We start from the raw sequence: 12391 nt of genomic DNA on the forward strand, positions 1-12391 counted from the left end.
CAGGTGACAAATTAGTAGACATTTAACGCCAAGACTCCAGGAGAAATGCCCATGAGCAAAAAGATTGCAGTGATCCTTTCCGGCTGCGGCGTGTACGACGGCGCAGAGATCCACGAAAGCGTGATCACCCTGCTGCGCCTGGATCAGCGCGGTGCTCAGGTCCAGTGTTTTGCACCCAATATCGCCCAGTTGCATGTGATCAACCACCTGACCGGCGAGGAGATGCCCGAGTCGCGCAATGTGCTGGTGGAGTCGGCCCGCATTGCCCGGGGCGAGGTCAAGGATATTCGAGACGCCAACGCCGACGAGTTCGATGCGCTGATCGTACCCGGTGGGTTTGGTGCGGCGAAGAACTTGTCGAACTTTGCCGTCGAGGGCGCCGGTTGCAGCGTCAACCCGCAAGTACTGGAACTGGCCGAAGCCTTTGCCGAAGCGGGCAAGCCGGTGGGGCTGATCTGCATCTCGCCGGCCCTGGCCGCGAAGATCTACGGCCCGGGCGTGACCTGCACCATCGGCAATGACACCGACACTGCCGCAGCCCTGGACAAGATGGGCGCCACCCATCAGGAATGCAGCGTGGAAGACATTGTCGAGGACACCGCACGCAAGTTGGTCAGTACGCCCGCCTATATGCTCGGCAAAAACATCAGTGAAGTGGCTTCAGGCATCAACAAGCTAGTGGACCGTGTGCTGGAGCTGACCCACGAGAACGATTAGTGGGGATGCCGGGCTCCCTCTCCACCGGATCAGGACTGGCGCATTAACCGCGTCAGTATCCTGTCGAGTGCGTTGGCAAACGCCTGCTTGTCCTTCTCCCCATGGGGCGGTGGTCCACCGCCCATCTGGCCCTGCTCGCGCAGGTCGGTAAACAGGTTGCGCACCGCCAACCGCTCACTCATGTTTGCCGGGCTGAACTCCTTGCCCCGAGGGTCGAGGGCCGTGACGCCCTTCTTCACCAGACGGTCGGCCAGGGGCACATCGCTGCAGATCACCAGTTCACCGGGCACGGCGTGCTCCACCAAATAGTCATCTGCTGCGTCCGGGCCGCTGGGCACCACGATCAACTTCACGCACGAGAAGCTCGGCTTGATCTGGCTCTGCCCCGCCACCAATACAACTTCGAACTGGCGCTTGAGGGCGAACTTCACCACCTGGTCCTTGGCGGCCCGGGGGCAGGCGTCCGCATCGATCCATACGCGCATGTTATGCCGCCACTCGCTGCTTTTCTGCCAGCCGGCTGCGGCCGTAGAGCACCACAATGGCCAGGATCGCCACGGCCTGTGCGCTCAACGAGTACGCATCGGCGTGAATGCCCAGCCAGTCGAAGTCAAAGAACGCCACCGGCCGCGTGCCGAAGATGCCGGCTTCCTGCAACGCCTTGACGCCATGCCCGGCGAACACCACCGACAACGCGCACAGCAGCCCCGCATTGATGCCGAAAAACAGCGCCAGCGGCAGTTTCGCCGAACCGCGCAGGATCACCCAGGCCAGGCCCACCAGCAGCACCAACGCCGTGGCACCACCCGCCAGCACCGCGTTGTGCCCGGCCGGGCCCGCTTGCAGCCACAGGGTTTCGTAGAACAGGATCACTTCGAACAGCTCGCGGTAGACCGAGAAGAACGCCAATATCGCAAAACCGAAACGCCCACCACCGCCCACCAGGCTGCTCTTGATGTAGTCCTGCCACGCCGCAGCATGGCGGCGGTCGTGCATCCACACGCCAAGCCACAGCACCATCACACTGGCAAACAGCGCCGTGCAGCCTTCGAGCAATTCGCGCTGGGCGCCGCTGACATCAATCACATACGCCGCCAGCGCCCAGGTGGCCAAGCCGGCCAAGAGCGCCAGGCCCCAGCCGACGTTGACGCTGCGCACCGCCGATTGCTGGCCGGTGTTGCGCAGAAACGCAAGGATCGCCGCCAGCACCAGGATCGCTTCCAGGCCTTCACGCAGCAGGATCAGCAGACCGGAAATGTAGCTCAACGACCAGCTCAAGCCATCGCTGCCCAGCAAGCCTGCGGACTCGGTGAGCTTGCCCTTGGCCACGTCCAGGCGTTGCTGCACCTGCTCGATCGGCAGACCGTCCTGTAACGACTGCCGGTAAGCCATCAGGGCCTTCTCGGTGTCCTTGCGTACGTTGGCGTCGACGTTATCCAGTGAGCTTTCCACCAGCTCGAAGCCTTCCAGGTAGGCCGCTACCGACAAGTCATAGGCTTGTTCGTGGTCTCCGTTACGGAACGCCGCGAGGCTTTTGTCCAGGGTGGTCGCGGTGTAATCGAGCAACTGCGCCGGGCCGCGCTTGACCTGCGGCGGTTGCGCACGCTGGGCGCGGAAGGTCGCGGCAGCAGTTGGGCCGCTTGCGGCCAGCACTTCATTAGGCGTCTGGCGGGCCAGGTCGGCGAGGTTGAAGGGTTGATCGCTTTTCGCCGCAGCCGGGTCGGCGGTGAAGCCCGCGATGTAGGTGGCCAGGTCCCAACGCTGGCGGTCGTCCAGTTGGTCGGCGAAGGACGGCATGTCAGTGCCTTCGACACCCAGACCCAGGGTGTTGTAGATCGCGTAGAGGCTCAGGCGATCCAGGCGCGCAGCATCCGTCAAATTGGCCGGAGGCGGCGTCATCCCCACGCCGGCCGGACCATCGCCGGCACCGGCAGTGCCGTGGCACACCGAACAGTGCTGGGCGTAGAGCGGTGCGCCGCGCGTCGGGTCGGGCGTGATGGCCGGGGCTTGGCTGACTTCATACGCGACTGCCAGCTTGGCGCCCAACTGGCGGGCCTGGCGAGCGACGGTCGCGCCGTCTGCATGGGCGGTGACAGCCGTCAGCAGTTCCTCGACCCCCTTCACCAGTTCCGCGCGCTCGGGCTTTTGCGGCAAATCCGCCACCAACCCCTGCAATACCCCGAGAAACTCTACCTGCTCACGGTATTCCGAATCATCCACCACCTTGCCCGCCGCCACCGTCGGTGGGTAGTCGGCACCAATGTAGTCCAGCAGATGCAGGGCTTGTGGCGCGCCCTCGGCCGTCGCGGCCAGCAGGTTGAAGCTGCACGACATCAATGCCGGCAACAGCAGCCAGGCGAGAAAACGGAAGGGCGCAATCATGAACGAATCTCAAGTGGAAATACGAAGTAACACATTGTTAAGCGTTAAAGGGTTTGACTCAAGGCGTTAGTGATTTGTCGTTTGGGAGAACGGGTATTTGAGAGATGCGTTAGTGGCATCTTGGCCAGCTCAGATGAGGCAAAAAGCCATTGTTTTGCCATTAACGATGCTTATAATGCCGCGCCCTGTTAGTGCGAAAGGGAATTTCGTTCCTCTGCTTTATGAGGAATCACCATATTGGTTGACTACTCTCAGGGAAGAAGTGACATGGCTTTTCGCGCCTTACCTCCGCTCGCGCTCGCGGCAGTCACTTTGCTCAGCGGCTGTTCAATGTTCCGCAGCTACGACGCCGAGCTGCAAGCCACCAACCAGCAACTGGCCACCGGCAATGTCGACGCTGCCCTGACCTTGTTGGAAAAGAACAACACCGGCGAAGACAAAGACCTGCTGTATTTCTTCGAAAAGGGCGAGTTGCTGCGGGCCAAGGGCGACCTGACAGGCAGCCAGACCGCCTGGCGCAGCGCCGACCTGCAAGTCTACAAGTGGGAAGAGTCGGTCAAGTTCGACAGCGCAAAATACCTGTCCCAGTTCGGCAGCTTCCTGGCCAATGACAAGGTGCGTCGCTACGAAGGCTATGACTACGAAAAAGTCATGCTGACCACGCAGATGGCCCTGAACCTGCTGGCCTTGAACGACTTCGACGGCGCACGCACCGAAATCAAGAAGACCCACGAACGCGAAGCGGTGATCGCCGACCTGCGCGACAAGGAATACCTCAAGCGCGAAGACGAAGCCGAGCGCCAGGGCGTGACCACCCAGATCAAGGACCTGCACGGCTACCCCGTGCAAGCGCTCGACGCGCCGGAGGTGGTCGGCCTGAAGAACAGCTACCAGAGTGCATTCAGCCATTACCTGGCCGGCTTCGTCTACGAAGCCCTGGGCGAAAAAGACCTGGCCGCCCCCGGTTATCGCAAGGCTATCGAGCTGCGTCCTAACACGCCATTGCTGGAAAAAGCGCTGCTCGACCTGGACAAATCCAAGGTCGGCAGTGATGAAACCGACGTGCTGATCGTGGTGCAGAGCGGCCTCGCACCCGCCCGCGACTCGATACGCCTGCCGCTGCCGATCCCGATCAATGGCAACCTGGTGATCACCCCACTGTCGTTCCCGGTGATCAAGGCCGACACCTCCACGGCGACCTTCGCCCAGATCGGTGTCGACGGCCAGCAACAGAACCTCACGGTGCTCAACAGCACCACAGCCATGTCCCGCCGCGCCCTGCGTGACGACATGCCGGGGATCATTCTGCGCACCACCGTGCGTGCGGTAAGCCGTGGTGTGGCGCAGAACAACCTGAACAAGACCAACCCCATGGCAGGCCTGGTACTGGGTATCGCCTCGGCCGTGACCGAAGGCGCCGACACCCGCACCTGGCGCACCCTGCCGGACATGACCCAAGTCACGCGCCTGCGCCTGAAGCGCGGTGAACACCAGGTCAGCCTGCCCAACGCCCTGGGTGGCACGCTGGTAACGATCAAGGCCGACCAGCGCTACCAGGTGATCACCCTGCGCATGGTCGGCAACCAAGTGTTCGCCGGTGGCCTCGCCGCCCATGTGCTGCCCGGCACGACAACCCAGGCCATCGCCCTCAAACAACCTTAAGGAACACTCTATGCGTCACTTTATCCTCGGCGCACTGGCGCTGGTCCTGCTTGCCGGCTGTGCCACCCCGCCGCCACCGGAACCTGGCAGCGCCGCGAGCAAGATCGTGGTGATGGGCAAGTTCCAGGGCATCGCGGTCGGCGCCATTCGTGTGGCCCGCGAGAACGGCTTCCTCACCGCCAAGGTGCAACTGAGCAACATCACCAGCAGTAACCAGATGATGTATTACCGCTTCGCCTGGCTGGGCGCCGATGGTTTCCCGGTGGGCGATGAAGAGACCTGGAAGGTGCTGAACCTGTACGCCAACCAGGCGACCTTCCTGCCCGCCATTGCCAATGTGCCCCAGGCCGCGGACTTCCGCCTTGAAGTCAAAACCCCTTGAGCCGTTCATTCTTTTTGCTGCTGAGAGATTTCCCCATGCTTGCACGTTTCTCGATCCTCGCCGTGGTTGCCGTCCTGGCCAGCGGTTGCGCGAATACCTCCCCGGTACTGGGGGGTAAAAACATCAGCTACGGCGACACCAAGGCGGTGGAACTGGTGACCAACGAGTTCGGCTCCACCGACCTGCAGATGATCGCCGAAAGCATGACCCGCTCCCTGGCCCAGTCCGGCATCCTGCAAGGCCGCCCGGTGGTGCAGGTGTATGACGTGAAGAACAAGACCAGCGAGTACATCGACACCCGCGAGATCACCACGTCGATCAAGACCCAGCTGATGAAGACGGGCACCGCCCGCTTCGCCAGCGACAACACCGACATGCAGAGCCAGGTCGACCAGCTCAAGCTGCAGAACCAGAGCGGCTTGTACAAGAAGTCCACCGTCAGCAAGACCGGCAACATGGTCGCCGCCAAGTACCGCCTGGAAGGCTCCATCAGCTCCATCGTCAAGCGCAGCTCGGACTACAAGGACGTGTTCTACAAGTTCAGCCTGCAGCTGATCGACGTCGAGAGCGGCCTGGCCGAATGGATGGACGAAAAAGAAATCCGCAAGACCACGGAGCGCTAGGCAATGCGTGCATGGATTGGTTTGATCGGCCTGTTGTGTGCCTTTGGCGCCTCGGCCGCCCCCAAGATCGCGGTGACCGACCTGGCCTACCAGGCGCAGGTCGAGGAATACATCCACCAGGTTTCGGCCAGCAACAACTTCCAGGCCAGCGCTTATAACGCCAGCGGTGCATCGAACTACAGCGAGTACGAGAGCCGTAGCAGCTACATCGAGCAGATCGAGCTGCGCAAGTTCAGCGGTGATATCAAGGGCGAGATTCTCAAGTCCCGCCAGTTCCAGCTGGTGCAGGGCACGCCCTACACCGCCGATGCCAAGGGTGACGTCTATGACGTGATCAAGCGCATCAAGGCCGGTCACTTCAAGGGCGCGGACTATGTGCTGTTCGGTACGCTGTCAGACATCGACTTCACCCAGGACATCAACGCCCTGGACCACACCAACAGCTACTCGGCAGTGCTGGGCCTGACGCTGGTGGCGGATTTCAGCCTGATCAATACGCGCACCTACGAAATTACCTCGGCGTTTACCGCCATGGGCGAAGGCCAGGACACCAAGCTGGTGAACAGCCGCGACATACGCGTGAGCCTGAACCGGCCGCGGGTGGTGAAGGAAGTGTCGAAGGCGCTGGGTGAGGACGTCGCCAGGCAGTTGGCGGAACAGTTGGGCGGTGGGTACCAGGACCCGGGCCAGCCGGTGCCGCGCAACCACCTGCCACGGGATGAAGCGCCGAAGATCTTGCACTGAACGGTAATCCTCAAGGCAACACAAACCAATGTGGGAGGGGGCTTGCCCCCGATAGCAGGGTGTCAGTCAGCCTAGCTGTAGCTGAGACACCGCCATCGGGGGCAAGCCCCCTCCCACACGTTCAAGTACCGAGGTTTACGCTGTTGCGCGATGCAAGCTGGCCAGGAAACCCGCAGCCCCCACGAACAACCCGGCAAAAGTACGGTTTACGCGCTTCTGCTGCTTGGGCGTGCGCAACAGGCGCAGCACTTTGGACGCCAACCCCGTATACCCCGCCATCACGATCATATCGACGCTGATCATCGTTGCACCGATGATCAGGTACTGCACCAGCAACGGCGCCTGGGGATTCACGAACTGCGGCAGCACAGCCAGCATGAACACCAGGGCCTTGGGGTTGCTGGCGTTGACCAGGAAACCACGGAACATCATCGCCATCGGCTTGCCGAGCGGGCGTATCGCCGCGTCATCGGCCATGTCCATGGGCAAGGCACGCCATTGCTTGATGGCCAGGTACACCAGGTACGCCACGCCAAACCACTTGATCGCGTAGAACGCGGTCGACGACGCCGCCAGAATGGCACCCAAACCGCCCGCCACCACGGCAATCTGCATGGCCAGGCCCAGTTGCAGGCCAATGGCGTTCCAGTAACCGCGCAGGAAGCCGTATTGCAGACCGCTGGACATCGAAGCGATGGCGCCGGCGCCAGGGGAAAGGGAGATGATCCAACTGGCCAGGAAAAAGGCCAGCCACGTGTCGAGTGCCATTGCACACCTCGGGAATGAGTCAGCGAATGTTGTGCCTTAAGCTAACTCCGCCGAGCAGAGGCTGGCTATAAATTTTTACAGGATGTAAACGCTAGCGGTCGCCCGGGAACACATGGGTGCCGGGCCAACGCCGCACCGAGCGCTGGAAGAACAGGCTGTTAGGCACCTGTACGATGGCGCTGTCGGTGCCTGCCGCTTCCACTTCGATCAGTGTGGTGTAGAGCAAGTTGATTGCCACTACCCTGCCCTTCACGCCGGGCTTGTCGACGGTATCCACCAACTCGACGATGTCACCGAGGCGAAACGGTCCGACGGTAAAGATCAGGATCGCGCACAGCAGGTTGGACAACACCGACCACATGGCGAAAAACGCCACTGCCGCCACTGCGACAAACCCCGACAGCGCGGTCCACAACACCGTAGCGGAAACACCCAGCCGGCCCAGCACAAATATCAACGCACTGCCCATGATCAGCCAACGCAATCCGCCACGCAGGGGCATCAGCAGTTGTGGCGGAAACGGGTAGCGCTCACCCAGGCGCGTCAGGCCCTTGGCGACAAACCGCTGGGCGAGGTAGCCGGCCAGCAGGATCAGCAGGATTTGCACACCGATCCATACAGGCTCGATCCATTGCGCAGGCAACGGCAGTTGCAAGGCCTCCATCAGGACAGCGCCTCCAGCTCCGCTTGCAGGGTTTCGAGCAGTTCGAGGGCTTCCATCCAGGTTTCCTCCAATTGTCCTTCGCGCACCTTGAGCTTGGCCTGCTCGGCCAACAGGTCGCGCAGCTCATCCTTGCGTGCAGCCTCGTACACGGCGCTGTCGCCCAGGCTGGCTTCGATCTTGGCCAGGCGCTCGTGCACTTTGCCCAACTCGGCCTCAAGCTTGTCGGCTTCGCGCTTGTGCGGCGCCAACTGCTGGCGCAGTGCGGCAGCGGCCTGGCGCTGGGCTTTCTTGTCGGTCTTGTCCGGGTTGACCGGGGTGTTGCTGACCGGCGCATTGCGCAGGCGGTAGTCCGTGAGCCAGCGTGCGTAGTCGTCCAGGTCACCGTCGAACTCTTCGACCTTGCCATCCGCTACCAACAGGAAGTTGTCGGTGGTGCTCTTGAGCAAGTGGCGATCGTGAGACACCACCAGGACCGCACCGCTGAACTCTTGCAAGGCCATGGTCAGCGCCAGGCGCATTTCCAGGTCGAGGTGGTTGGTCGGTTCGTCGAGCAGCAGCAGGTTCGGGCGGTCCCAGGCGATCAACGCCAGGGCCAGGCGGGCTTTTTCGCCACCGGAGAAGTTCAGCACCGGCTCATCGATGCGCGCGCCACGGAAGTCAAAGCCACCGAGGAAGTCGCGCAGGGTTTGCTCGCGCTCGGTCGGCGCCAGGCGTTGCAGGTGCAGCAGCGGGCTGGCCTTGGCGTCGAGGGAGTCCAACTGATGCTGGGCGAAGTAGCCCACCACCAGGTTCTCGCCACGGGTCAAACGACCGGCCAGGGGTTGCAACTCGCCCGAGAGGTTCTTGATCAGCGTCGACTTGCCCGCGCCGTTCGGGCCGAGCAAACCGATGCGCGCACCTGGGGTGAGCTGCAGCTTGACCTTCTCCAGGATGGTTTTCTCGCCATACCCCAGGCGTGCATCCGAGAGGTCCAGCAACGGGCTGGAGATTTTCACCGATTCACGGAACACAAAGTCGAACGGCGAATCGACGTGGGCCGCCGACAGTTCCTCCATGCGCTCCAGCGCCTTGATCCGGCTCTGGGCCTGGCGGGCCTTGGTGGCCTGGGCCTTGAACCGGGCGATGTAGCTTTCCATGTGCGCGCGCTGCGCCTGCTGCTTCTCGAACGCCTGCTGCTGCTGGGCCAGGCGCTCGGCACGCGCCCGTTCGAACGCGGTGTAGCCGCCACGGTAGAGCGTGATCTTCTTCTGTTCGACGTGGGCAATGTTGTCGACCACGGCGTCGAGGAAGTCCCGGTCGTGGGAAATCAGCAGCAAGGTGCCCTGATAGCTCTTGAGGAAGTCCTCCAGCCACAGGATCGCATCGAGGTCCAAGTGGTTGGTCGGTTCGTCGAGCAGCAGCAGGTCCGAGGGGCACATCAGCGCCTGGGCCAGATTAAGGCGCATACGCCAGCCACCGGAGAAGTCGGCGACTGGACGATCCATCTGTTCGTTGGTGAAGCCAAGGCCGGCGAGCATCTTGCGGGCGCGGGCGTCGGCGGTGTAGCCATCGGCGCTGTCGAGTTCCGCGTGCAGGCGGGCCTGGGCGGCGCCGTCCTGGACTTTCTCGGCCTCGGCCAGGTCGTGTTGCACCTGGCGCAGGCGCAGGTCGCCATCGAGCACGTAGTCGATCGCGATGCGGTCCAGGGTGTCGATCTCCTGGCGCATATGGGCGATGCGCCAGTCGGCCGGCAGCAAGCAGTCCCCGGAATCCGGGGTCAGCTCACCCAGCAACAGGGCGAACAACGTGGATTTGCCGGCGCCGTTGGCACCGATCAGGCCGGCTTTGTGACCGGCGTGCAGGGTCAGCTCGGCGTCTTCGAGAAGACGTTGCGGGCCACGCTGTAATGTTAGGCTTTGAAGTCGGATCATAATGGCGGCGGAGTCTACCAGCTTCGTTGGCTGCTGGCTTGGGTGTGAATATGAACGCTGACCTGTGGAGCTTTGCTCTCTCGACTTACGCCCGCCCGGGCGTCGAAGCTGCCTGCCTGCACTTGCAGGAGCAAGGGGCGAACGTGTGCCTGTTGCTCTGCGGCGCATGGCTGGAACAGCGGGGTGTGGCACTCGAGCAGGAGCGCATGCGCATCCTGCAACAGCTGGCGCGACCGTGGCAGGCGCAGGTGATCGAACCCTTGCGGCAGTTGCGTGTGCAATGGCGCGCCATGGTGCAGCAGGATGAGCAACTGGCGGCGCTGCGCGAGCGAGTCAAAGCCCTGGAACTGGATGCCGAACGGCAACTGCTGACGCGCCTGGAAGCGTTGACACAGGCATGGCCGAAAGGGGAGATGACTCAACCGCGGTGGCTGGAAGGACTGGCGGCTGAGGATGCCGCCGACCTTGACCATGACGCGCTGCAGCAGCTGCGCGTCATGATCACCGGCACTTAGGAAGCGCTGGTTGGGGTGGTGCTTGGCGCTACCGGTGCAGGGGTGCTGCTGGCCGATGCGGTTGGAGCGGTGGTCGCTGCCGGAGTAGCAGCAGGTGCTGCTGGCTTGGCCGGTGCTGGTTTCGCAGCGGCAGGCTTGGCGGCTGGCTTTGTAGCAGCAGGTTTGGCGGCTGGTTTTGCAACTGCGGTTTTGGCAGCTGGCTTCGCGGCTGGTTTTGCAGCGGCAGTTTTGGCAACTGGCTTGGCGGCTGGTTTTGCTGCAGCGGTCTTGGCAACTGGCTTCGCAGCTGGTTTTGCAGCGGCGGTTTTAGCAGCTGGCTTGGCAGCCGGTTTTGCAGCAGCGGTTTTGGCAGCTGGCTTGGCGGCTGGTTTTGCAGCGGCGGTTTTAGCAGCTGGCTTGGCAGCCGGTTTTGCAGCAGCGGTTTTGGCAGCTGGCTTGGCGGCTGGCTTGGCGGCTGGTTTTGCAGCAGCGGTTTTAGCAGCTGGCTTGGCAGCCGGTTTTGCAGCAGCAGCTTTGGCAACTGGCTTGGCGGCTGGTTTTGCAGCAGCGGTTTTAGCAACTGGCTTGGCGGCTGGTTTTGCAGCAGCGGTTTTGGCAGCTGGCTTGGCGGCTGGTTTTGCAGCAGCAGTTTTGGCAACTGGCTTGGCGGCTGGTTTTGCAGCAGCAGTTTTGGCAGTTGGCTTCACAGCGGGTTTTGCAACAGTGGCTTTAGCCGCTGGCTTGGCTGGCGCTTTAGCCGGTGCACGGGCACCCAGCACTTTAGCTACGGCTTCCTTCACACGACCAACGCCCTGGGCCAGCTTCAGGCTTTCTTGAGCATCTTTTTTGAGTTGGGAAATGTAGGTGCGGGTTTCAGCTTGACGATCCTTGAGAGCGTCCAGCAGGTCTTCGAGTTCTTTTACTGCGTCTTTGGCTTTGGCCTGTGCCTTGGCCTTGCCGGCAGTGGCGGCGTCTTGCAGTTTGGTGCGGGATTTGTGCAGTTTTTCTTGCGCTTTACCGCGTTGTTTTTCCAGCTTGGCGAGCAGTTTTTCTGCATCGGCCAACGCTTGGGAACATGCGCTTTCCAGATGTTCGAGCAAGCTGCCCGACAATTGTTGGAGTAAATGCAACGGGGTATTTACAGGCTTCTGTTTGGCCGACATGGTTTACCTCCTGGCTGACGTGGGTGCGGCTCATACTAGCCCTCTGCTCTTACCGCCGCTAGGGCATGTTGACAGTATCGTTTGCGTTGCGTTGCAACGTGCGAAAATTCTTATCGATATAACGAAAACACACGGCACTTTTTACGCACACGCACTGGCATAATCCGTCGCACTTTCGGCAGGAGAATGCCCATGTCGCGTTACCTTTTCCTTGTGCTGTGCCTGGCGATTTCCGCGGCCAATGCGAGCGAGCAATCACCGTCAAAAACTACGCCCCAAGATCAGCACGACCTCGCCTACAGCCTGGGCGCCAGCCTCGGTGAGCGCCTGCGCCAGGAAGTCCCGGACCTGCAGATCCAGGCCTTGATCGACGGTCTCAAGCAAGCCTATCAAGGCAAGCCGCTGGCGTTGGATAACGCGCGCATCGAACAGATTCTTGCCGAGCACGAAGCGCAGACCGAAGCCGATGCCCAAGCGCCTGAAAGTGAAAAGGCACTTGCCGCCGAGCAGCAGTTTTTAGCCAAGGAAAAAGCCGCGAAAGGAGTGCGTGAGTTGGCCGATGGCATCCTGCTCACTGAACTGACACCCGGCACGGGTAACAAGCCTGGCGCAAATGATCAGGTCCAGGTGAACTACGTTGGGCGATTGCCCGATGGCACGGTTTTCGATCAGAGCACACAACCCCAGTGGTTTCGCCTGGACAGTGTGATCAGCGGTTGGAGCAGCGCGTTACAGCAGATGCCGGTCGGGGCCAAATGGCGCCTGGTGATCCCATCGACCCAAGCTTATGGAGGCGACGGTGCCGGCGAGCTGATCCCGCCATATACGCCACTGGTATTCGAGATCGAATTACTCGGTACCCGTCATTGAGCCAATAAAAAA

The 12391-nt window shown here is 61.7% G+C and carries 13 protein-coding genes; 7 read left to right on the top strand and 6 right to left on the bottom strand.

All coding sequences use genetic code 11. The features are described from left to right. Positions 1-51: 51 nt before the first annotated feature. On the top strand, positions 52-717 hold the full coding sequence (gene elbB, locus NIBR502773_RS14175; protein ID WP_141156279.1) for an isoprenoid biosynthesis glyoxalase ElbB: 666 nt from the start codon (positions 52-54) through the stop codon (positions 715-717). Positions 718-746: 29 nt separating this feature from the next. Here the strand turns inward: elbB and NIBR502773_RS14180 are convergent, their stop codons facing one another. Continuing rightward, positions 747-1202 (bottom strand): YaiI/YqxD family protein, encoded by a 456-nt coding sequence (locus tag NIBR502773_RS14180; protein ID WP_115485510.1) that lies wholly within the window; start codon positions 1200-1202, stop codon positions 747-749. Position 1203: 1 nt separating this feature from the next. Next, entirely contained in the window at positions 1204-3099 is a 1896-nt protein-coding gene (locus NIBR502773_RS14185) for a cytochrome c/FTR1 family iron permease (protein ID WP_141156280.1), read from the bottom strand. Positions 3100-3366: 267 nt separating this feature from the next. Between NIBR502773_RS14185 and NIBR502773_RS14190 the strand changes: the two genes are divergently transcribed. From NIBR502773_RS14190 to NIBR502773_RS14205, 4 genes are read left to right on the top strand one after another with little or no spacing between them, the layout of a single operon-like run. Beyond that, positions 3367-4761: a COG3014 family protein gene (locus NIBR502773_RS14190; protein ID WP_141156281.1), complete on the top strand. Its 1395-nt coding sequence runs from the start codon at positions 3367-3369 to the stop codon at positions 4759-4761. A gap of 10 nt (positions 4762-4771) precedes the next feature. Continuing rightward, complete coding sequence (locus NIBR502773_RS14195) at positions 4772-5143, top strand: YcfL family protein (protein ID WP_141156282.1); 372 nt, start codon at positions 4772-4774, stop codon at positions 5141-5143. A 35-nt stretch (positions 5144-5178) separates the two neighbouring features. Then, positions 5179-5766 (top strand): penicillin-binding protein activator LpoB, encoded by a 588-nt coding sequence (lpoB, locus tag NIBR502773_RS14200; RefSeq protein WP_053127752.1) that lies wholly within the window; start codon positions 5179-5181, stop codon positions 5764-5766. 3 nt (positions 5767-5769) lie between these two features. Continuing rightward, positions 5770-6510 (top strand): penicillin-binding protein activator LpoB, encoded by a 741-nt coding sequence (locus NIBR502773_RS14205; RefSeq protein ID WP_065938020.1) that lies wholly within the window; start codon positions 5770-5772, stop codon positions 6508-6510. A gap of 135 nt (positions 6511-6645) precedes the next feature. Here NIBR502773_RS14205 and NIBR502773_RS14210 read toward each other — a convergent pair whose 3' ends face one another. The 3 genes from NIBR502773_RS14210 to NIBR502773_RS14220 all read right to left on the bottom strand — a co-directional run bounded on the left by NIBR502773_RS14210 (position 6646) and on the right by NIBR502773_RS14220 (position 9852). Then, on the bottom strand, positions 6646-7278 hold the full coding sequence (locus NIBR502773_RS14210) for a LysE family transporter (protein WP_141156283.1): 633 nt from the start codon (positions 7276-7278) through the stop codon (positions 6646-6648). A gap of 91 nt (positions 7279-7369) precedes the next feature. Further along, complete coding sequence (locus tag NIBR502773_RS14215; protein WP_003176850.1) at positions 7370-7942, bottom strand: mechanosensitive ion channel family protein; 573 nt, start codon at positions 7940-7942, stop codon at positions 7370-7372. After that, a complete protein-coding gene (locus NIBR502773_RS14220; protein WP_115485506.1) occupies positions 7942-9852 on the bottom strand; it encodes an ATP-binding cassette domain-containing protein in 1911 nt (636 codons plus the stop codon). Before NIBR502773_RS14220 ends, NIBR502773_RS14215 begins: the two co-directional genes overlap by 1 nt. 50 nt (positions 9853-9902) lie before the next feature. Here NIBR502773_RS14220 and NIBR502773_RS14225 point away from each other — a divergent pair, with 50 nt between their 5' ends. Further along, on the top strand, positions 9903-10367 hold the full coding sequence (locus NIBR502773_RS14225; RefSeq protein WP_141156284.1) for a TIGR02444 family protein: 465 nt from the start codon (positions 9903-9905) through the stop codon (positions 10365-10367). Here NIBR502773_RS14225 and NIBR502773_RS14230 read toward each other — a convergent pair. Continuing rightward, complete coding sequence (locus NIBR502773_RS14230) at positions 10364-11509, bottom strand: AlgP family protein (RefSeq protein WP_141156285.1); 1146 nt, start codon at positions 11507-11509, stop codon at positions 10364-10366. The genes NIBR502773_RS14225 and NIBR502773_RS14230 overlap by 4 nt on opposite strands. 192 nt (positions 11510-11701) lie before the next feature. On the opposite strand from NIBR502773_RS14230, the gene NIBR502773_RS14235 reads away from it, so the two are divergent. Further along, positions 11702-12379 (top strand): FKBP-type peptidyl-prolyl cis-trans isomerase, encoded by a 678-nt coding sequence (locus NIBR502773_RS14235; RefSeq protein WP_141156286.1) that lies wholly within the window; start codon positions 11702-11704, stop codon positions 12377-12379. Positions 12380-12391 lie beyond the last annotated feature (12 nt).

This window comes from Pseudomonas sp. NIBRBAC000502773, assembly GCF_006517195.1.
In the GTDB taxonomy this organism is placed as follows: domain Bacteria; phylum Pseudomonadota; class Gammaproteobacteria; order Pseudomonadales; family Pseudomonadaceae; genus Aquipseudomonas; species Aquipseudomonas marginalis.